The sequence below is a fragment of the Mesotoga sp. H07pep.5.4 genome (genome assembly GCF_003664935.1).
Lineage (GTDB): Bacteria > Thermotogota > Thermotogae > Petrotogales > Kosmotogaceae > Mesotoga > Mesotoga prima.
The window spans coordinates 228211-248722 of sequence record NZ_JFHM01000004.1; the positions used below are offsets into that span (position 1 = coordinate 228211).

The following is a 20512-nucleotide window of genomic DNA, read 5'->3' on the forward strand; positions in this document are numbered from 1 at the left end:
ACCTCCGAACTACTTGAAGAAGACATAAGTAGAAATTGGTTCGAGCTTGACCTTACCTGAGAGTCTTTCGAGGGGCTTCTCAGAGATTCTATCTCTATCCACGACGAGGTTCCAGCTTTCATCAGGTAGAGTTATCTCGGCTGGTTCAAGGTTCCCATTGAATATCACAAGTATTTCTTCCCATGAGTCACCAGCTGACTTGCCGTCTATCACGTAAGCAACGATATTTCTGGGAGCATCAAGAAATTTTAGATTCTTTCTTATCTCTTCGGCCGTACTCATCCTGAATGATGGATGGTTCTTTCTAAGTTCTATCAGTCCCTTATAATAGGTGAAGAGGTCAATGAATTCTGCCTTCCTTGAATAGTCCATCTTGTTCAAATCTACACCGGCATTGTAGCTGTTATCATTGCCGAACTTCGTTCGAGCAAAGTCTACTCCACCATGAAGAAATGGAATTCCCTGAGAAAGAATCACTATGGCATTTGATAGCTTCTGAGCGCTTGTCAACAACTCTCTTGAAGCATCTGGCATTGCTGCGCTATTCTTGTCCCACAGAGTCTGATTATCGTGAGCAGAAACATAGTTTATAGTCTCAGAAGGGTCATCCGCAAAGTCCTTAATGTCACTGCTGTATTCGATACTTCCCACAATACCACGCATAATCCTTCTTTCTTTGGCCCTGCTCCCAAGAGAAAAGCCCTTCACTTTCTCATCGAAAACGCTTCCTCTTATTGCATCTCTGAGATTGTCGTTAAAAACAGCTACACCGGTTCCGCGTTGATCGCCTTTCCCAAATGTAACGGTTGCCCCCCAACCTCCCCACGGCTCGCCATAAAGCAGAATCGTCTTGTCTATTGCATGAAGTTCTCGGTCGATGGCCAGAACGGTTTCTTTATCTATAAGACCCATCAAATCGAATCTGAAGCCATCAATTCCGTATTCGTTGACCCACATCTTAAGAGAATCAAGAATATGCTTTCTCATCATTGGCCTTTCTGAAGCTATCTCATTACCGACTCCAGTTCCGTTCAAATATGCACCTGTGGCGTCTGTTCTATAGTAATAATATGGGACTGTCTGATCGAAGGGAGAAGAAGAACCTGTTGTAGCCGTATGATTGTACACAGTGTCGAGAATTACCCTTATTCCTTTTTCATGAAATGCCATGACCATTGCCTTAGATTCGAGAATTCTACTGAGAGGACTGTAAGGGTCAGTGCTGTAATGTCCTTCAGGAACCATGTACAGATAAGGGTCATAGCCCCAGCCGTATTCGCCTTCCTCACCTTCATTTAGGTAGTGAATATCGTTGAAAGGCATTATGTGAACGTGTGTTACACCGAGCTCAACAATGTGGTCAATTCCGACAGTAACTCCATCAGGTCCCGTTCTTCCGGTCTCGGTTAGGCCTAAGTACTTACCCTTATTCTCAACATTGGTATTTGGGTCGGAAGACATGTCTCCAATGTGGATTTCGTATATTATTGCGTCCTCCGGTTTGTTAAATATCGGCACTTTTTGTTGGGCCCAGCCTTCAATAATGGTTTTAGCGGGATCAACGACAACTGATCTCTCACTGTTTTTTGTAACCGCACGGGAATAGATGTCAATTGTTTCTCTTTCCTTGCCATAAGAGACGAATCTGTATTTGTAAGCCCGCAGATGAAGATTGCCTTGAACGATTGCTTCCCAAACACCTGCTTCTATTCTTTTCATGGGGACTTCAATAAAGCTGTCCGAGTAGAGATCGTCAAAGAGAATTAGCGTTGCTGAAGAGGATACGGGAGACCAGACTCTGAAGACTGTCTCCTTCTCCGAGTAAATCGAACCAAGTTCACCCTGGTAGAAGAATTCAGAATTATCGAGCGCTTTTCTGACAATTATGTCGCCTGGAAGAAAACCTTCGATCTCCAGAGATAGCCTTTTGCTAACTGACTTGGGCGCAAGTGGTTCGGTCAGTGTTATCTTCACGTAGTTAGTTACCGATACATCAGTGGGATCTGCCTTTTCGAAGCTCTGAACCTTAACCGGCGAACCGTCTAGAAGGACTTCAGGTAAGACTGTCTTAGTATCAACCGGTGCTGAAAGTGAAGCGTAGATCTCACTCAAAGAATCAAGAAAGGCCATCTTAACTCTGGGAGTTAGATCAATTCTGTTCGGGCTCGTCAAAAAATCCTCTTCCCCTTCGATCACCCATATTTCAGCAACTCCAGAATCGGGAATATCTACGAACCTATCTGCTGTAATATCCTTCTTTTCCCATTCTCTTAGCCTTACTATGAATCCCAGTCTAGAATGTTTTTCAGAGAACTTTACAGTTGTAACTACTCCGAATTCGTCTCTCCTATCAAAAGAGTAAGACTTACCATCCATACTTTTCGGTTTGTCAGGCCAGACCCATACGTTCCAGCCATCGTAGTTGTCATCGTACCTGTGATAATGGATTATAATTACGGTCGCTGCGTCATAATCTTCTGCACTTTTTCCCATACTTTCTCCCGTAAAAGCAAAAATCGTTGTTCCGAAGATTAGCAAAAGGAAGAACAACACTCTTTTCATTATAAAGCCTCCCTCAATCAAGTGGGGTTACAGTGAAGCCACTAATTCTCCTGTCATATTCATATTCGAATAACCTCTCACTTCCATTTTCATCCTTAATCTTCAGATAACCGCCTCTGGGATCCAAATAACTTTCCCAAAAAATCATATTCAAACGAAGTGGTTCTTGATCTATCCAGTGTGATAAGTATTCTAAGCTCTTCAGCAGTTTCAATAGGTTCTTGAGAATCCAACGAAAAAACATCTTCGTCGGTAGTTCGATCAGCTCGAGATAAGATTGAAACCTCTGAACCTTCAAGATATCCGCCCTTATCGGCAGCAAGAGTCAGAAGAGCGTGCTCACCGTTATCGAAAATATCAATCTTAGAAATCGTTAGTCTTGCTGCACCTCTTGAATCTTCCTCTACAACTTCCTGTACCTCTTCTGTTTCAGGTATTCCTTCTACTGCCGATTCAAGAACTTCCGACTCTTCAGCCCAGATTCCAAGACTTCTTTCGCGGGCATATTCTTCGGCCGGAACAAGTTCGATTTCTCCTCCGTCAACTGCTTTAGATAGACCGCTAGATACGATTATAGATTGAATAAGATAAACCTCACCATCCAGAAGGATCCAGACGTAAGCTGAAGCTTCCTCAGATGTGGTCACTTCATGAACAATCGCTTCAAGTCCTATGGTGTTTCTTATTAGATTCAAGCACTTCTTGCTGTTAGAGTCTGTAGACTCATATTGAGGAATCTCTGCTCCTGACAGCGAATATCTTTTGAGATGGCCATTGGCAATGATCAAGAGATCATAATTGTTTTCTGTCCCCACAGTTATTCCGGTAAACCCTGAAACCGATACTTCGGGCGTGACATAATAAAATCCTTCCATAATCTGGGAGTTAGCAAATGTGATTTCAGAGTGCGGGAGAGCTATGAAGACTATTACCATTGAGAGATACAGAGACCTCAAAGGCTTGTTTTCCTCCAAGTAGCACACCTCCAGGCGGAACTCAAAAAAAGTATAACATTATCACCCGACTTTCAATACTCTATGGTTTGAGCAAATGCTGTATGCCGTTCAAATCGTTTGGTTTTGCTGGAGGAACTCAACCTTTAGAAAGCGTTCTAAGCCTGACTATAAAGGTGAAGATAACAACGGGAACCGTCCAACCCAAATAATTGAAAACCATATCTAGAATATCGAACTGCCTGTTGGGAGATAGAACCTGAAGAAATTCGAGAATGACAGGTCCTACAATGAGAAATGAAAAGAAGGTTTTCCTAAACGCCTTGCTGAATTCTTCTCTTGAAAGAATAACAAAAAGGAACCCTCCTGCAAAGAAACCCACAAAATGAAGAAACTTGTCGCTTCCCACTTCGATTGCCGGAACTACCGGTTTCAGGTAGAAGTAGACGGTGAAAACCATGTAAATTGCTGCAGCAAGAGCCATTATCAATCTTCTCATCAATAAGAATTATGCTAGCCATGCGCACTAATGTCAATGACGCGCACCGCAAATCCCTTTGAGTCTTGAGTTGAAAAGCTTCTATTTCTTTACTATAATGAAGTGTATTGTAAATCGAGAGGAGGACACAATTCATGTCCAAGGTTTGTGAAATATGCGGTAAGTCACCTACTACAGGGAATATGGTCTCGCACTCAAATAAAAAGGCCAAGCGCTGGTGGAAGCCCAATGTTCATAAAGTCCGCGCAGTCGTTGATGGCGAGGTAAAGAGAATCAGAGTTTGTGCGAAGTGTCTCAAAGCTGGAAAAGTTACAAGAGCCATCTAGCCATAACGCGCTATTCGCGCTTTCTTACTGAGAAGGTATGAAATGAATAGCAGAAAAACCTTCGCTTTGATCGATCTATCTGCATATAGACAAAATCTTGTTTATCTGTCCGGAAAGGCGTCTCCGGCGAAACTGATGGTTGTTGTCAAAGCAGATGCGTACGGTCATGGTGCCGTGGAGCTTTCGAAAGTTGCTCAGGAATCGGGAGTCGATCGCTTAGCAGTTGCTTTTCTCGAAGAGGGAATTAAGATCCGCCAAAGCGGAATCTCTTTGCCAATTCTTGTGCTTAACTATGTGGAGAAAAAGGAGATCCCCACTGCAAAGGAGTTTTCTTTAACGCTATCTCTTTCTTCATTTGCTCAACTTGAAGACATTATTGGCTTAAATAAGCAGTTACCTGATTTCCAGCTGGTTGTAGATACTGGGATGAGGCGTCTGGGATTGGAATGGGAAGAGTCGATTGAGTTGTATAATTCGGCTGTCAGAAAGGGAATCAATATAACAGGTGCTTATACGCACTTCGCTACAGCAGATGAGAAAGGCAGTGGCTTCGTTCTTGAGCAGAGAGAAGCTTTTGGAAGATTTCTTCAAGGCTTGGGACAAAGACGAAACAGACATTTCGAAACTCATATATCTAATAGTGCAGGCACCATCTATTTCGACAATTCTGATTTCAGTTATGTTAGAGCGGGAATTGCCACATATGGCCTACAACCTTCGAAGGAAACTGATGAAAACCTGAAACCGGTTTTGTCGTGGGTTAGCTGTGTATCCTTTGTGAAGAGGATACGTACCGGCTATTCGGTTAGTTATGGCAGGACTTTTGTTGCCGATCGTGACATGCTTGTAGCTACAATTCCCGTAGGCTATGCCGATGGATACAATAGACTGCTCTCTAATAGAGGATATGTTATCATTTCGGGCAAGAGATGCAAAGTGCTGGGCAGGGTTTGTATGGATCAATTCGTTGTCGACATATCTCACATTGAGAAGCCTGTCTCGATTGGTGATGAAGTTGTGATAGTTGGTACTCAAGAAGGAGAGTCGATAAGCGCCGAGGAGATAGCTGATCTGTGCGGTACCATTAACTATGAAGTAGTTTGTTCTATCTCTTCCAGAGTTCCACGGGTCTATAAGAAAGGAGTAAACTGATGAAACTCCGCGACATCATTGGAAATGAGATATTGAGTCAAATAAATGCCGATCAGGATAAGACAAACAGGGATGGTTTTCCTTTTGTTTCCGATCTCCGCCCGGGAAGTACTGTGCTATCTGTTTTCAAGGTCCATTCTAAGAGAATTCAAGAGGCCCGAGACGGAAAGAAGTTTCTTCTATTAACACTTTCCGATAAGACGGGAGCTATACGAGCAATCGATTGGTTTAATGCAGAACGCAATGATTCCACTCTGGAACAGGGTATGGTAGTAAGAATCTCCGGTCGAGTAGCTGTCTATGAAGATAGAATCCAGCTTAATCTTGATTCGGAAGGGATTCAGATCCTTCAGGTTGGACAGTACGATTATGAGAGATTTATGGCTGTCACAACGAAAGATATTCCTCGGATGTACGATGATCTTCTTAGTCTCGTTGGAAGAATGAGGGATGACTATATTAGAGCTCTGCTCAAAGATATTTTCGAGAACGACAAGAAGTTCATCGAGAAGTTCATTGTTTCTCCGGCCGCTTCTAAGGTTCACCACGCTTATAAGGGTGGCCTTCTGGAGCACACAATGTCTGTCGCCGAGCTATGCGAATTCTTCGCGACGAAGTACGGAGACTCCGTTGATGGAGATCTTCTAGTTGCGGGGGCCTTGTTACATGATATCGGTAAAGTGTATGAGTACACGATTACTCCGAATGGAATTGAGAGGACAAATGACGGCGAATTAGTGGGACACATCGCTATGGGCATAGAGATGGTCAGCAAGGCTATTTCTAAAATTCAGGGCTTCCCCCGCTATCTTCAGACAGAGATAAAACATCTCCTCTTGTCTCATCACGGGGAAATGGAATGGGGCTCACCCGTAATTCCAAAGACGACGGAAGCAATTGTTCTTCATATGGCCGACGATTTGGATTCGAAGGTTGCTCAGTTCAGAGAGATTGAAGAAAGGGAATTCAATGGCTCAACTGCTTCCTGGAGCAATTACGATCGTTTTCTTAACAGAAGAGTGTTCATGAAAAACAGAAGATCCGGCGACTCAAATAGTTAGGAGTGATACTTTGCCAGACAAGCTTGTAATCGTTGAATCGCCGGCAAAGGCGAAAACGATCAGTAGATATTTAGGGAAGAACTATGAAGTCACCGCTTCCAAAGGGCATGTTAGAGATCTCCCAGAATCTAACATCGGACTTCATCCTGAAACTTTGGAACCGACTTATGAGATTCTTAAGGGGAAGGAAAAGGTCGTACAAGAGCTTTCCAAGAAGTCAAAGGGAAAACAGGTGCTTCTCGCTTCAGACCTGGATCGTGAGGGAGAAGCCATTGCATGGCACATTTCCGAACTTTTGGGTCTTCCACAAAATGAAAAGAATAGAATAGTCTTCAATGAGATAACGGAATCGGCAATAAAGGAAGCAATACTTCATCCAAGAGAGATAGACATGTCTAAAGTCGAGGCTCAAGTAGCTAGAAGGGTTCTCGATAGAATTGTGGGCTACAAAATCAGTCCAATTTTGTGGAGAACTATGAAGAGAGGGCTCAGTGCCGGAAGGGTCCAGTCCGTAGCTCTAAAGTTCATGGTAGAACTTGAGAAGAAGATAGTAGTATTTGAACCGCACCGTTTCTTCAAGATCTTTGCGAAGGTTGGCGAGGATCGATTCTCTCTTTCTCGAATCGAAGGGAAAAAGTTCACAAACAAGTCTGTAATCACCGAAGAGAAGAGAGATGAAATAATAAGCGAGCTTTCCAATACAATTTTTCACGTCAAAAACGTAAAGGAACGCACCTCCAAGAGAAACGCGCCGATGCCATTCATTACTTCAACACTTCAGCAAAGTGCAATAAGTGAGTTGGGCTGGAGTGCGAGTAAAACGATGAAGATTGCTCAGCAGCTCTACGAAGGAATTGAAACCGATCAAGGTCAGATTGCTTTCATTACATACATGAGAACCGATTCGACGAGAATATCCAACCAGGCAAGAGACAAGGCCGTCGAAATAATCGAAAGTAAATTTGGAAAGGAGTACGTTGGTCCCATCAGACCGGGCAAAAAGGGTAAGAAGATTCAAGATGCTCACGAAGCTATAAGACCAACTTATCCTGAGAACGATCCAGAGAAGGCGAGGCAACTTTTATCAGGAGACAATCTAAGGCTATATGCTCTTATCTGGAATAGATTCATAGCTTCTCAAATGGCTAGTGCGGAATACTCTGTGACCGAAGTTGAATTAGAGGACGAAAACGACAAGTACATTCTTAGCTTGACCGGGGAGAGAAGACTCTTTGACGGTTATGAGAAAATTGTCTCGAGATCATCTAAGAGTGAGATAGATCGGGACTATAAGATAGGCGAAAAGATAAAGCCTTCCATAATCGAATGGGAGGAAGATACAACTAAACCACCCTCGAGGTTCAGCGAAGCCTCTCTTGTAAAAGAGCTTGAAAAGAAAGGAATCGGCCGCCCCTCAACTTATGCAACTATAATCACCACTCTTCTCGACAGGAAGTATGTACTTCGACAATCGAGAGAACTTAGACCAACACTTCTTGGTGCGATCGTTAACGAGTTTCTGAATCAATATTTTCCCGATGTTGTTGATATGAATTTCACGGCAAATATGGAAGAAGAGCTTGACGATGTTGAAAACGGTGCAAAGAAGTGGCGAGACGTAGTGATGGGCTTTTATAGCGGGTTCAAAACTGATCTTGATGAGATAGATAAAAGAATCAAAAAGGGAGAGTTGAGAATTGAGTTCCCGACAGATAAGGAGTGTTCATGCGGTGGGTACTTCAAAGTCGTCTTTGGAAGATATGGCGGGTACTTGAAATGTGAATCTTGCGGCAAGAATGAATCAGTCGATATGACATCCTTCACTTGTGTAATCGATGGGAAGGTAATGCTGAAAGATGTTGCTGCGAATCAAAAAATAGAGATAGAGATAGAAGAAAAGTGTCCCGAATGTGGTTCTCCACTCGTCATAAGGAAGGGAAGATACGGAGAGTTCATTGCCTGTTCGGCCTATCCGAAATGCAAGTACACTAGGAATGTTAGGATCGACGCTCCCTGCCCTAAGTGCGGAGGGGTGGTTGAAAAACTCCGAAGCAAGAAAGGAAAGAATTACTTCAAATGCTCAAGTTGTGGAGAACTCTTCTGGAATGAACCGACAAATGAAAAGTGCGAAATCTGCGGCTCTTATCTCTTTCTCAAGGTTAAGCGAGGAGGAAAGAAGGTTCTGTACTGTGAGAAATGCAAGAAGGAATTTGAAATTGGAGGAGATTAATGTCTAGAAGGATTGCCGTTGTTTATGGAGGGTTTTCCAGCGAGAGAGACGTCTCTGTTAAGAGTGGAAGTAACATTTCGAAATCTCTCGAGAGGCTCGGCGCCGAAGTGATCGGTTTTGATCTCAAAAGGGATAGAATCGCGAGTCTACTCAGTCTAAAGGCCGATCTCTTCTTTCTAGCCCTCCACGGCAAATTTGGCGAAGATGGGACAGTGCAGGGGTTGATGGAACTTGCGGGATTACCCTACACTTCTTCTGATTCCAGGACAAGCGCGGTTTGCTTCGACAAAGAGATTACATACAGGCTTGTGAAAGCGGAAGTCGATCTGCCTCTATGGAAGAAAGTGATTAGCGAGAAGGATCTCGAGGGCTGGAAGATATTTCCGTGTGTAATAAAGCCCACTAGAGAAGGATCGAGCATTGGAGTGTTTATTTGTGACGATGCTTCAACTCTCATCAATAGAACCAGGTTACTGCTAGACGTGTACGACTCTCTTTTGCTTGAAGAGTATATCGATGGAAGAGAGATAACCGTTTCGATCATTGATTCAAGGGAAGGCATTAAAGTTCTACCGGTGCTTGAAATAAAACCAAAAAGACGTTTTTATGATTACGAAGCCAAATATACTCCTGGCTTAACTGAATTTGTCGTTCCCGCCCCGATAGAAAGAAGTACACTTGAATCGATAATCGAAAAGTCGGTCGCGGTTTACAAGCTTCTTGGCTGCAGGGATTTTGCGAGGGTGGATGGGATACTAAAGGGAGGAGTGTTTTACTTTCTTGAGGTAAATACCATTCCGGGTATGACTGACCTGAGCGACCTGCCGATGTCGGCGAGAGCGGCCGGGATGACCTTTGATGATGTCGTTCTAGATATAATTGAGGCGGCCGATAAAAGAAACAGGAGGGAATCATGAAGACTTTTCATGGTACTACAATACTCGTTCTCAGAAAGAAGGGAAAGACGGTTATAGTCGGAGATGGTCAGATAACTATTGGAGACACCGTAATGAAAGGTACGGCGAGAAAGGTTAGGAAACTTGGCGATGGTTCAGTTCTTGCAGGCTTTGCGGGCTCTGTAGCTGATGCGATGACTCTTTTTGAGAAGTTTGAAGAAAAACTGCATGAATCCAACTCTAATTTGAAGAGGGCGGCCGTGAATTTGGCCAAGGATTGGAGGACAAACAAGATCCTTAAGAATCTTCAGGCACTTCTCCTGGTAGCGGACAGAGAGAGTATCCTACTGATATCTGGGAACGGTGAAGTTATAGAACCCGATGAAGAGGTTCTGGCTATCGGTTCTGGAGGTTCCTATGCATTGGCCGCTGCGAGGGCTCTTTTGAGAAATAGCCAACTGGAAGCCGAGGAAATTGCGGTTAAGTCTATGGAGATAGCTAGCGAAATTTGCATATACACAAACACAAATTTCACCATGGAAACACTCGGAGGAGAGAAACAATGAATAGAGAAGAACTTGACGAGTTGACTCCAAAGAGAATAGTGGAGGAGCTTGACAAATATATAGTAGGACAGGATAAAGCTAAGAGGGCAGTCGCTGTTGCGATGAGAAACAGGATCAGAAGACAAAAACTCCCTGAAGAGATAAGAAGAGACGTAATACCAAAGAACATTTTGATGATGGGGCCTACTGGAGTTGGAAAGACGGAGATCGCTAGAAGATTGGCCGAGCTCACGGGTTCACCCTTCACAAAGGTTGAGGCCACCAGGTTCACCGAAGTGGGGTATGTCGGGAAGAATGTCGAATCAATAATCCGAGAGCTGGTAGACGTAGGCGTCAACATGGTCAAGCAGGAAAAGATGGGCGAAGTAGAGGGGAAGGCATCCTATCAGGTTGAAGAGAGAATTCTGGAGGCTCTCGTCCCCGGACCTCAGACGAAAGCAGCAGGTCCCAGGAATATCATTGAGTTGTTTCAAGGCCAGCAGCAACCGAAGCCGAGTCAAGAAGAGGCCGAAAGAATAAGGAATCGCAGGGAAGACTACAGAGATAGATTGAGAAGCGGCGATCTTGAGGATCTCGATATCGAGGTCGAAGTTGAAGATCACAGTCAGCAGATGATAATGATTCCGGGAATGGAAGATATGGGAATCGATATGTCAGGCGTTCTGGGCGGAATGGTACCGAAGAAGACCAAGAGAAGAAAAATGAGAATTGCTGATGCTCGTAAGACGCTTCTACCGATTGAGGCTGAAAAGCTTTTGGATATGGACAAAGTTGTAGCCGAAGCGATCGAAAGGGTGCAGAACCGCGGTATGGTCTTTATTGATGAGATTGATAAGATTACTTTCAGAAGTGGTTCCCATGGCCCCGATGTTTCAAGAGAGGGAGTTCAAAGAGATCTTCTACCGATCATCGAAGGGACCACCGTAACGACAAAGTACGGTCAGATAAGGACCGATTACATTCTCTTCGTTGCCGCGGGGGCCTTTCACACTGCCAAGCCTTCAGATTTGATTCCGGAGTTCCAGGGAAGGTTTCCGATCAGGGTCGAGCTTGATGCGCTTTCTCAAAAGGAGTTTCTGAGAATCCTTGTCGAGCCGAAGAATGCTATAACAAAGCAATACATGGCTTTGCTGGAGACTGAAGGAGTAAAAGTTACGTTCACTGAAGACGGTTTAAGAGAAATCGCGCGGGTTTCACACAGCCTGAATGAGAAAATCGAGAACATTGGAGCTAGAAGACTCTACACAGTTGTTGAGAAAGTACTCGAAGAAGTTTCATTCAATGCTCCTGAAGTTCCTCAAGAAATTGTAGTTGACGTCAACTATGTTAATGAGAGGATCGGCGAAATTGCCGCCGATGAAGACCTGAGTGCATTTATCTTGTAATGGAAAGAGCAGAGTACGCCGCAATAGCACTTTCTGGAGATTTTTCTCCATCAGAGATGGAAGAGATCGAAAATTCGGGAATTTCAGACACTCATCTTTTCAGATGTCGGACCGATCTAAACAAAGTTAAACTGAAGAGGTTTCAAAAGAGTTTTCCCGATGTGGCGAAGATTCTCTCCAGGTTTGCGAATTTCATAACATTCAAGGATGTTCAATATCCCGAAGCTCTCAGGAATACCTTTGAACCGCCTTCAGTAATATTCTTTGAGGGTGACCCTGGACTTCTAAATTCAAGAAACATTCTCGCCATAGTGGGTTCGAGGAAAGCGGATGGATATGGAGCATCGATTGCCAAAGAATATGCGAAGTCGCTCTCTGAGAAAGGGATAACCATCGTAAGCGGTCTTGCGGTCGGTATTGATGCTCAGGCTCATATTGGGGCTCTTGAGGGTAGAGGCTCTACAATAGGAGTACTGGGGACGGGTATCGATGTAGCCTATCCAGCGAGCAACAGAACGCTCATAAAGTCGGTTAAGCAAAAGGGGTGTGTGATTTCTGAATTTCTCCCCGGAACGCCGCCCCTAAAGCAGAATTTCCCGAAGAGGAACAGAATAATTTCAGGCTTGGCCAGGGCAGTCTTTGTAGTGCAGGCTACTATGAGAAGCGGCTCGCTAATTACTGCAAGACTCGCGCTTGAAAACGGAAGAGATGTTTTTGCTGTGCCTGGAGACATCAACAGAAGGAATTCCGAAGGCACGAATTGGTTAATTAAGAATGGGGCAAAACTGATTTCCGAGTGCATAGACATTATCGATGAGTTTCCTGAAATCTCATTCGAGGAACCTCAGACTATGAAGTTGCAGTCAAGAGTCCTTGATCTTCTAGGCAATGGTCCCCTCACTTTTGGAGAACTACTATTGATGACGGACTTTTCCAGCAAAGATCTGATCGTTGAACTCACAAATCTGCAGCTGGGAGGCTACATCTTCGAAGAAAACGGGCGATGGAATAGAACTTAGTGTATTTGAGCTGGTATAATCTTGATGAAATGTAGAAGTAGGAATTAGAATGGAGGGAGAAAAATGCCTTACGTAAACACGAAAGAAATACTCGAAAGAGCAAATAAAGAGTTCTATGCAGTACCGGCACTGAATATCAACAATCTTGAATTTCTGCAGGCAATCATCGATGCTGGAGTGGAAGAACACTCTCCGGTAATTATCGAAACTTCCGAAGGTGCGATTAAGTATGCAGGAAATGGTGACATTAAACTGGGAGCAAAGCTTTTCGTATCGATGGTCGAAAGCTATGCGAGGAATGTCGATATTCCCGTTTCATTGCATGTTGACCACGGAAAAAACTTCAAGATAATCATGGCGGCAATTCAGGCTGGCTATTCATCAGTAATGATTGATGCGTCCGAATTCCCGTTTGAAAAAAACGTTGCAGAGACGAAAAAAATTGTGGAGATAGCCCATAGTCTTGGCGTATCAGTCGAAGCCGAGTTGGGTAGACTCGTTGGAATAGAGGATAACGTTGCTGTCGAATCTCATGAAGCGGCACTGGTTGACCCGGATGAGGCAAAGCTGTTTGCAGAAGAGACGGGAGTAGATTTTCTGGCGCCTGCAATTGGAACTAGCCATGGGGCCTTCAAATTCAAGGGAGAAGCGAGACTGGATTTTGCAAGACTCAAGAAGGTTAAGGATCTGACAGGCCTACCGCTCGTTTTGCATGGAGCTTCAAGTGTTCCGGAGGACATTAAAAAGCTTGCCGAAACCTATGGAGCCGATTTCAAGGGAGCTAAAGGAGTTCCTGGGAAAATCCTTGCTGAATCGGTGAAGTTTGGAATAAACAAAGTGAATACCGATACTGATCTAAGAATGGCTTTTATTGCTTCGTTGAGAGAGTTCCTTTCGAAGAATCCCGGGGAGTTCGATCCGAGGAAATACTTCAAGACACCCAAGGAATTGGTTAAGAATGTAATCAGAGAAAGGCTGAGACTTCTAGGTTGTTCTAATAAAGCATAGACGGAGGTGTCGAATGAAGATCCTTGTAATTAATTGCGGCTCGTCTTCAATTAAGTACCAGCTTCTTGATGCCGCAAGTGAAAACGTGTTGGCAAAAGGGTTGCTTGAAAGGATAGGTATTTCCGGATCAAAACTCTCTCATAGGAAAGGCGAGAAGAAATACGAGTTCAAAAAGGACATTGCTGATCACACTGAAGGTCTTGAACTAATAATTGAGGTTCTTCAGTCTGAAGAGACTGGAGTTGTGAAAAACATCAACGAAATTGAGGCCGTCGGTCACAGAGTGGTTCACGGTGGAGAGAGATTCGCATCTTCCGTTTTAATAGACGATGAAGTTGTAAGTGAGATAGAAGCGAACAATTTCCTTGCACCTCTTCACAATCCGGCCAACATTGAGGGTATTGTTGCAGCGAAGAAGATTCTTCCATCTGTTCCTCACATCGGGGTTTTCGATACGGCATTCCACCAATCGATGCCAGAATCATCTTATCTCTACGCCATACCTTACGACCTATACAGAAAATATAAGATAAGAAAATATGGTTTTCACGGCACTAGCCATAGATATGTTGCGGAGAGAGCAGCTGTCATGATGGAAAGACCTCTCAAAGAACTGAAAATTATAACTGCTCATATTGGGAACGGTGCATCTGTTGCGGCAGTCAAGAACGGGAGGTCTGTTGATACCTCAATGGGATTCACACCGCTTGAGGGGCTCGTCATGGGGACGCGATCTGGCGACATTGATCCGGCTATCGTTCCTTTCTTGCAGGAGCAAGAAGGATTATCGGCTGGGGAAGTAAACGACCTGCTGAACAAAGAAAGCGGTATGTATGGGCTTACTGAAGGGCGGTTCAGTGATATGAGGGATATAGAGGAACGTGCAATGAAAAACGAGCCGACTTGCAAACGGGCACATGATATATATGAATACAGACTGGCGAAATATATTGGCGCTTATGCGGCGGCAATGAACGGAGTCGATGCGATAGTGTTCACCGCAGGCGTAGGAGAGAATAGTCCCTACTTGAGAGCCAATGTGATCGACAAGTACCTCGGCTATCTTGGCATATCGATTGATGTAGAGAAAAATAAAATCAGAGGAAAAGAGACCATGATTTCCACAACTGATTCGAAGGTAAAAGTCTTCGTTATCCCAACTAATGAGGAACTTGTTATCTCTAGAGATACCAGTAGGATAGTTAAGAATGGTTTGAAGGAATTGAAAGTGTGGGAAGAGTGAAAGGTGATGACGAGACATTAAGGAAATCGTTCTGGAGGGTGATACCAAACTTGCCGGGCGGGGTGAGAAAGCAGATTACTACTATGTGGTATCGTCGGGCGGGCTCATCCTCAAAGGATTCGATTCTGAAGACAAGGTCTATCTGGAAGGAGATCTTGCTGACCCATTATCGGTAGTTGGTGGGGAGCACAGCGGAGATCTTCTTTGCGTTGGTGATTCTGCAATTCTTGTTGGTGACAGGGACGAGTTGAAAGAGTATCTGGTCTCCAGACCGGAAAGGCTGGAGAAGCTGTTTGTTGATGTTGAAAAAGACCTGAGTTTGTGCAGTGGAAAAGGGCCTTTTGATCTCGATGAGTTTACTGCATTTCTTGTCGCCAAAAAGCAGTGTTGGCTAGAAGAGTATCCTCCTTTGCTTTTCGGAGAGAAATCGCTCTACCGAAAGGGTATCAGATTGATTGAGCGAAAAGAGTATCCCTCTGCTCAAGAGGTTCTGAGAAGCTACCTTGATCAGTATCAGAATTCCCCTTTGTCAAGACCTGTTAAGCTGTTCTATGCTTTTAGTTGCTTTCTTAACGATTTTTTGGAAGATGCCCTAGCTTCAATAATGGATATTTTGGAATCCGCAGAAGATGAAATCTCAAGGATCGCGAGATTTTTCGTTTGCCACATGGGTCTATTTGAATCCGGCTTCAAGTTTCTTTATAAAGGTCCGAGATATAGCTCGGATCTTTTCCGGATTCTAAAAGCGGATTATCGTAGGATAAGAAAGGCTGACTCAGACAGAATCGTCTTTGAAGAAGGTAGAAAGGCTGGAAGCGTGCTCTTTCTTCTCAAGGGTGAGATAGCCCTTCTGAAAAAGAGAGGAGACAAGAACTCGGTACTGTTTACGATCAAATCGCCAAGCTCCATTGGCGAGATCCAGGTTCTTTCAAGAAGCAAATGGGATACTACATTGAAAATCAAGAGTAATTCGGAATACATCCTAATCGATAGAGACAAACTTGTTCAGTATTTGATACACAAATCTCCCCAAGACGGATTTAGGATGGTTGAGTACCTTCTTGGATACATTAGACAAACGAGTGCTACTTAAGGCTTCTCAATGGATTTTAAAAATCATCTCGCTCTGCTTAAGGAGAATCTCCGGTTCGAATTCCTGCGCTTCGGCGAATAGAGGGTCGTTATCGGGTACTGTTGGAAATAGCGGTGTGAGGTTCTTGCTTTTCGCAATACTGCAGATTGCGCCTATTGCCTCTTTGAAGGAAGCGGCTCTTGTTGGGCCACAGTCCTTAACATAAAAAACTGAATCCCTCTCCTGCCATACGCAATAAGCAATTTCTCGACCCTGCTCATCTATTACTGTATCGAAGTTGTATCTCTCAAGGTGATGAAACGATGCGGGCTCTCTTTCCCATTCTGGATTTCGCTTGTATTTGTCCATTACATACAGTGCGCATTCAACTACCTTTCCTGAATCAGATTCTTTAGTCGAAAAATCGCCAATTCCGGGCCTTCTTATGAAGAAAGTGATAAGTTCACGTCTATGTCTGAATCCAAACTTCTCATAGAAAGCAATCGCTCTTTTGTCTTTTTCGGGAACTTCCAGGACAATTCGATCACAGCCTTTCCATTTAGCAATTCTAATTGCCTCGTCAACCATTTTGAACCCTACGCCTTCTCTTCTAAAACCGGGAATGACGCCCATAAGATCTATCCTGGCTCTTTTTTCTCTGAAACTGAGCAAGACAATTCCTGTATGGATGCCCTCTACGTTCATGACAAATGATTCCGAAAGAGAAATGTTATTCTCCCTAACGTCTCTTTCAAAGCTTTCAAGAGTCCAGTGCATCCTGAGCACGTAGTCGGAAAAGACTAAGTTCAGAATATTGACGACATCAACCCTTGAAAGCTCCTGGATTCTTTGGAAAGAGTTGTTATTCAACTTTCTTCTGCCTCGCTTTCCTAAAGTAATTATGTTCTTCAGTCAGTTCAATCATGAGTTCATTCATTCTCCAACTGAGATTTGATTCAGTTGTGGTGGCAAAGACCCACTCTCTTCCAGTATAATGACGGATTGTATCGATTGCGTTTCCCAAAGACTCATCGCTAAAGCCATCAAATACTGCATAGCATAAGCCATCTTCTCCGTTGCCTGTCTTCTCTTTCCGAACCCCTTCTCCATTTTCCAGTATCTCTCCGATTATCTCGTTTTCTTGCCCCTTGCAGTCGATTAACGAGACGTCGGTGAATAAGTCTAGTAGTCTATCAAAAGCAGACCTATCACAGTAAAGGAGAATCGAACGTTTGTGTCCTGCTTCACTCATTCAATCACCTCAACACAATTTTAGCATAGCGTTATCAACGCTAAGCCAATAATCGGCAGGCAAGTCTTTTTCCCCAAAAGACGAATTAGCATTGAGATCGACACTGACAACGAAATCATAGGGATGGGAATTGGGGAGGCAACGGTTGCTACAACAGGTTATAATTAAGGGGGAGGGCAGATAAGATAATGCATATTGGAAGATTTAGAGACGTCAGCATGAGAGTATTCTGGGGAGTTGTGGAAAGGGATCTTGTGACCCCTCTCGATATCAAAGCGGAATCCACGGGAGACTTTTTCCAAACTTTAGAAGGGATTCCGAATGTTATACAAAACTTTGGCTTGACTGAGCGGATAAATCTCTCTGACTTAGAGGTTCTCTCTCCGATTACTAGCCCTTGTAGAATCATTTGTCAAGGAAAGAATTATCTCGACCATCTCCTCGATACAGGACTAAGAAAAGACGATAAGAAGTACAATATGTTCTTCAACAAATCATCGGCTTCTGTTACCGGTCCAAACTCACCAATTGTGAGGCCAAAGGGAGTCCGCCTCCTCGACTATGAAGTTGAGCTCGGTTTGGTTATGAAGGCGTCTATAGATCGGCCCATCAATGTTGAGTTTTCTCATATGCATGAGTACATCGGAGGAATTGTAATAGGCAACGATATTTCGGCGAGAGACATTCAGTTACCTCAATCTCAGTTCTTCAAGGGCAAGAGCTATCGATCATTCTGCCCGCTTGGACCCTTTATCTTTCTAATTGGCAGAGATGAAATGAAGTATCTGGAGAGTTTAACGGTTGAGCTTAAAGTAAATGGAGTGACAAAATAGAGAGCTTCAACTTCGAACATGATCTACAAACCATGGGAAACACTGTCGGAACTGAGCGAATTTTCCGATCTCGAGGCCGGAGACGTTATACTTACGGGTACACCAAAGGGAACGGCTCTTAGTCAAAAAAAAGGCTTGCGTACTTGGCTCAGAAGATTACTTGGCGAATCAAAAAGATGGGAGATTTTCATCAGAGAACAGGAGAAAAGTGGAAGATACCTGGCAAATGGAGACGTAATAGAATCCAGGATATTCTCTTCAGATGGCAGGATAGACCTCGGTGTTCAAAGAAACAGAGTTGTTTATGAGGAGGGAAATGATCATGATAGGAATTATCTGTGACTCAGTAGTAGATCTTCCTGTGGAATTGGCTGAAAGAGATGATGTTTACGTCGTCCCTATTATGGTAGTCCTCGGTGAAAAATCCTACCGTGAAGGTGTCGAGATAAGCAAATCGGAAATCGCCGATTATCTGGACTACAACTTTGCCAGGACTTCACTGCCAAGCCCGGCAGACGTAACGGAAGCCTTCGAAGCAATGTATTCAAAAGGTTATGATGAGCTGCTTGTGGTGAACCTCTCCAGCGGTCTGAGTGGTACTTACAACCTTTTCAAGACGATTGGTGAACAGTTTGTCAGCGAACATCACTCGGTTAAAGTTGAGTCAATTGATTCCCTCTCCCTTTCAGGTGGCATTGCGATGCTGGTTCACAAGGCGATAAGAATGAAGGAAAGAGGGGATTCACTCAGGGTGATTGCTTCAGACCTTAGAAGCAGAGCTGGGATAAAAAACATCGTCTATTTCGTTTTACCGACACTGAAGTATCTGAAACAAAGCGGTAGAATTGGTAAACTTCAAGGATCGGTTGGGGAAATTCTAGATGTAAAGCCGATAGGGACAATTAACAGTGGTGGGATTTTTACTCTTTCAGGTAGGGCACGTGGCATGAAAAAAGCAGTGGAAAAGATGGTGGATCGCTTGATTGTTGCTGTTAAAGGAAAAAAAGTTCTATGCCTAGCTCTTTACCATTCTGGAAACGATAGCGATACTCTCGCGCTCGTTGAATGGGCCAAGAGAAAAATCATTTCTCTATCTGAAACACTTCTTACCGGAGAGCTGTCTTCGGCAATACTGGTCCATGGTGGTAGAGGGATTATAGGCGTTGGTGCGCTGATTGCTTGAAAAGCGTTCCAACACACCGGTCGTTTCGAGAGGCAAGTTAGGACAAGATAGGCAAATAATAACCAGAACTCGAACAGTTGATTTATGACAAGTAATACCGAGTAAACAGAAAATAAAAGCATTAATCAGGAGCAATAGCGTCTTCATCAGTAATAATCTTCAATAATCACTTCTCAAAGAATCAGACTCAGTGCACATAGATTTCGGTGTCATTAACGGTTTTGTTATAATGGAAGCGATTCCAAATCGTTGATAACTGGAGGGTGTATTCTCTTGAAAAAGCCCACAATAAAAGATGTAGCATCTCTTTCGGGCGTTGGAACCGGTACCGTTTCAAGAGTGCTTAATGGCGGTTCCGTTAAAGAAACGACAAGAATTAAAGTAATGAAAGCGATCGATAAGCTTGGGTATCAGCCAAATCAGATGGCGAGAACACTTGCAGGGGGTAAGACCAAAAGGATTCTCTTTCTCATGCCCGAGATCAGGACGGAATTTCACTGGAGAGTCATGAAGTCGTTTGATGAGTATCTGGACAAGATGAATTATGAGATGGTGATTTACCCTGTTTTTTCCGATAAAAGGCTGAAGAAACTTAGAAGCGATCCGTCTCTTATTCAGAATATAGATGGTGCTGTTATCTGTACGATGAATATTGAGTTTTTATCTAGAAAGTACATAGATTTCGGAACCAATGTTGTTCTATTTGAATCACAATCCGACGAGTTTGACTGCGTCTATCTAGACAATGTTTTGGGTGGAAGAATGGCCGCTGAGTTACTTATTGAATGTGGTTCCACGGATTTGTTCGTCATCTCTTTCGATGAGGAAAACACCATTTTGGCAACTGAAAATTTCGAAAAGAGAATACTGGGGTTTACGAGTTATCTAAAAGAAAAAGGTTATGAGTTCAATGAGGAGAAACTTGTCTACACATCCTTCTTTTTTGAGACTGCGCATGAGAGGATCGCCTCGATTCTATCTGAGTACGATAGACCGGGGATCTTTGCATTAGCAGATAATTTTGCCCTTGAAGTTTTGCAGATGGCATCTGCAATGAAGAAAATTCCGGGAAAGGACTTCTTTCTTGTAGGTTATGACAATCAGAGCTGGACTGAAAGGGCTGGGTTGACTACAATCGAGCAGCCAATGGAAGATATGGGTAGAAAAACGGCTGAGCTGATTATTCAGAAGATTGAGAATCCGGGTCAGTATGTTCAACCAGTAAAGTTTTTACCGAGTTTGAAACGAAGGAAGACGGCTTGACCTGAATCT

18 protein-coding genes and 1 pseudogene are annotated in these 20512 nt (G+C 43.7%); 14 read left to right on the forward strand and 5 right to left on the reverse strand.

The annotated features are described in order from the left end of the window. Nucleotides 1-9: 9 nt before the first annotated feature. The 3 genes from pulA to Y696_RS02355 all read right to left on the reverse strand — a co-directional run bounded on the left by pulA (nucleotide 10) and on the right by Y696_RS02355 (nucleotide 3999). The gene (gene pulA, locus Y696_RS02345) at nucleotides 10-2493 is read right to left on the reverse strand and encodes a type I pullulanase (protein ID WP_183084175.1); all 2484 of its coding nucleotides are present in this window, start codon (nucleotides 2491-2493) and stop codon (nucleotides 10-12) included. A 164-nt stretch (nucleotides 2494-2657) separates the two neighbouring features. Next, nucleotides 2658-3536, reverse strand: coding sequence for a hypothetical protein (locus Y696_RS02350; protein WP_121509733.1), 879 nt, complete (start codon nucleotides 3534-3536; stop codon nucleotides 2658-2660). 118 nt (nucleotides 3537-3654) lie between these two features. Continuing rightward, a complete protein-coding gene (locus Y696_RS02355; protein ID WP_014730261.1) occupies nucleotides 3655-3999 on the reverse strand; it encodes a VanZ like family protein in 345 nt (114 codons plus the stop codon). Nucleotides 4000-4148: 149 nt separating this feature from the next. Here Y696_RS02355 and rpmB point away from each other — a divergent pair, with 149 nt between their 5' ends. From rpmB to Y696_RS02410, 11 genes are all read left to right on the forward strand, one after another. Continuing rightward, on the forward strand, nucleotides 4149-4340 hold the full coding sequence (gene rpmB / locus Y696_RS02360) for a 50S ribosomal protein L28 (protein WP_014730262.1): 192 nt from the start codon (nucleotides 4149-4151) through the stop codon (nucleotides 4338-4340). A gap of 42 nt (nucleotides 4341-4382) precedes the next feature. Then, nucleotides 4383-5492, forward strand: coding sequence for an alanine racemase (alr, locus tag Y696_RS02365; protein ID WP_121509734.1), 1110 nt, complete (start codon nucleotides 4383-4385; stop codon nucleotides 5490-5492). Then, on the forward strand, nucleotides 5492-6553 hold the full coding sequence (locus tag Y696_RS02370) for a 3'-5' exoribonuclease YhaM family protein (RefSeq protein ID WP_014730264.1): 1062 nt from the start codon (nucleotides 5492-5494) through the stop codon (nucleotides 6551-6553). The genes alr and Y696_RS02370 overlap by 1 nt, the downstream gene beginning before the upstream one ends. 10 nt (nucleotides 6554-6563) lie before the next feature. Further along, the gene (gene topA, locus Y696_RS02375) at nucleotides 6564-8783 is read left to right on the forward strand and encodes a type I DNA topoisomerase (RefSeq protein WP_121509735.1); all 2220 of its coding nucleotides are present in this window, start codon (nucleotides 6564-6566) and stop codon (nucleotides 8781-8783) included. After that, on the forward strand, nucleotides 8783-9700 hold the full coding sequence (locus Y696_RS02380) for a D-alanine--D-alanine ligase (protein ID WP_014730266.1): 918 nt from the start codon (nucleotides 8783-8785) through the stop codon (nucleotides 9698-9700). The genes topA and Y696_RS02380 overlap by 1 nt, the downstream gene beginning before the upstream one ends. Further along, nucleotides 9697-10245: an ATP-dependent protease subunit HslV gene (gene hslV / locus Y696_RS02385; protein ID WP_014730267.1), complete on the forward strand. Its 549-nt coding sequence runs from the start codon at nucleotides 9697-9699 to the stop codon at nucleotides 10243-10245. Before Y696_RS02380 ends, hslV begins: the two co-directional genes overlap by 4 nt. Further along, the gene (gene hslU, locus Y696_RS02390; protein WP_014730268.1) at nucleotides 10242-11630 is read left to right on the forward strand and encodes an ATP-dependent protease ATPase subunit HslU; all 1389 of its coding nucleotides are present in this window, start codon (nucleotides 10242-10244) and stop codon (nucleotides 11628-11630) included. Before hslV ends, hslU begins: the two co-directional genes overlap by 4 nt. Next, the gene (gene dprA / locus Y696_RS02395; protein ID WP_121509736.1) at nucleotides 11630-12649 is read left to right on the forward strand and encodes a DNA-processing protein DprA; all 1020 of its coding nucleotides are present in this window, start codon (nucleotides 11630-11632) and stop codon (nucleotides 12647-12649) included. The genes hslU and dprA overlap by 1 nt, the downstream gene beginning before the upstream one ends. A 63-nt stretch (nucleotides 12650-12712) precedes the next feature. Next, the gene (fba, locus tag Y696_RS02400) at nucleotides 12713-13657 is read left to right on the forward strand and encodes a class II fructose-1,6-bisphosphate aldolase (protein ID WP_121509737.1); all 945 of its coding nucleotides are present in this window, start codon (nucleotides 12713-12715) and stop codon (nucleotides 13655-13657) included. A gap of 13 nt (nucleotides 13658-13670) precedes the next feature. After that, nucleotides 13671-14900 (forward strand): acetate kinase, encoded by a 1230-nt coding sequence (locus Y696_RS02405; protein WP_121509738.1) that lies wholly within the window; start codon nucleotides 13671-13673, stop codon nucleotides 14898-14900. 85 nt (nucleotides 14901-14985) lie between these two features. Next, a complete protein-coding gene (locus tag Y696_RS02410; RefSeq protein WP_121509739.1) occupies nucleotides 14986-15993 on the forward strand; it encodes a cyclic nucleotide-binding domain-containing protein in 1008 nt (335 codons plus the stop codon). Between the two features lie 6 nt (nucleotides 15994-15999). On the opposite strand, the gene Y696_RS02415 is transcribed toward Y696_RS02410, so the two are convergent. Both Y696_RS02415 and Y696_RS02420 read right to left on the reverse strand, forming a co-directional pair. After that, complete coding sequence (locus Y696_RS02415; RefSeq protein ID WP_014730273.1) at nucleotides 16000-16842, reverse strand: N-acetyltransferase; 843 nt, start codon at nucleotides 16840-16842, stop codon at nucleotides 16000-16002. Beyond that, a complete protein-coding gene (locus Y696_RS02420; protein WP_121509740.1) occupies nucleotides 16835-17224 on the reverse strand; it encodes a DUF3783 domain-containing protein in 390 nt (129 codons plus the stop codon). Before Y696_RS02420 ends, Y696_RS02415 begins: the two co-directional genes overlap by 8 nt. Before the next feature lie 218 nt (nucleotides 17225-17442). Between Y696_RS02420 and Y696_RS14230 the strand changes: the two are divergent. The 3 genes and pseudogenes from Y696_RS14230 (at nucleotide 17443) to Y696_RS02440 (ending at nucleotide 20503) form a co-directional block, all read left to right on the forward strand. Next, nucleotides 17443-18399, forward strand: a pseudogene (locus tag Y696_RS14230) (fumarylacetoacetate hydrolase family protein). Then, entirely contained in the window at nucleotides 18380-19240 is an 861-nt protein-coding gene (locus Y696_RS02435) for a DegV family protein (RefSeq protein ID WP_259459830.1), read from the forward strand. The pseudogene Y696_RS14230 and the gene Y696_RS02435 overlap by 20 nt, the downstream one beginning before the upstream one ends. A 273-nt stretch (nucleotides 19241-19513) precedes the next feature. Next, nucleotides 19514-20503 carry a LacI family DNA-binding transcriptional regulator gene (locus Y696_RS02440; RefSeq protein ID WP_099771896.1) on the forward strand — a complete coding sequence of 330 codons (990 nt, stop codon included), beginning with the start codon at nucleotides 19514-19516 and terminating at the stop codon, nucleotides 20501-20503. The last annotated feature ends 9 nt before the right edge of the window (nucleotides 20504-20512 follow it).

Coding starts and splice junctions, on each gene's coding strand:
- Y696_RS02405 (WP_121509738.1), top strand. CDS start 13,671: ATGAAGATCCTTGTAATTAATTGCGGCTCGTCTTCAATTAAGTACCAG.
- pulA (WP_183084175.1), bottom strand. CDS start 2,493: ATGGGAAAAAGTGCAGAAGATTATGACGCAGCGACCGTAATTATAATC.
- fba (WP_121509737.1), top strand. CDS start 12,713: ATGCCTTACGTAAACACGAAAGAAATACTCGAAAGAGCAAATAAAGAG.
- Y696_RS02420 (WP_121509740.1), bottom strand. CDS start 17,224: ATGAGTGAAGCAGGACACAAACGTTCGATTCTCCTTTACTGTGATAGG.
- Y696_RS02380 (WP_014730266.1), top strand. CDS start 8,783: ATGTCTAGAAGGATTGCCGTTGTTTATGGAGGGTTTTCCAGCGAGAGA.
- Y696_RS02435 (WP_259459830.1), top strand. CDS start 18,380: ATGATAGGAATTATCTGTGACTCAGTAGTAGATCTTCCTGTGGAATTG.
- rpmB (WP_014730262.1), top strand. CDS start 4,149: ATGTCCAAGGTTTGTGAAATATGCGGTAAGTCACCTACTACAGGGAAT.
- hslU (WP_014730268.1), top strand. CDS start 10,242: ATGAATAGAGAAGAACTTGACGAGTTGACTCCAAAGAGAATAGTGGAG.
- alr (WP_121509734.1), top strand. CDS start 4,383: ATGAATAGCAGAAAAACCTTCGCTTTGATCGATCTATCTGCATATAGA.
- Y696_RS02355 (WP_014730261.1), bottom strand. CDS start 3,999: ATGGCTCTTGCTGCAGCAATTTACATGGTTTTCACCGTCTACTTCTAC.
- Y696_RS02370 (WP_014730264.1), top strand. CDS start 5,492: ATGAAACTCCGCGACATCATTGGAAATGAGATATTGAGTCAAATAAAT.
- hslV (WP_014730267.1), top strand. CDS start 9,697: ATGAAGACTTTTCATGGTACTACAATACTCGTTCTCAGAAAGAAGGGA.
- dprA (WP_121509736.1), top strand. CDS start 11,630: ATGGAAAGAGCAGAGTACGCCGCAATAGCACTTTCTGGAGATTTTTCT.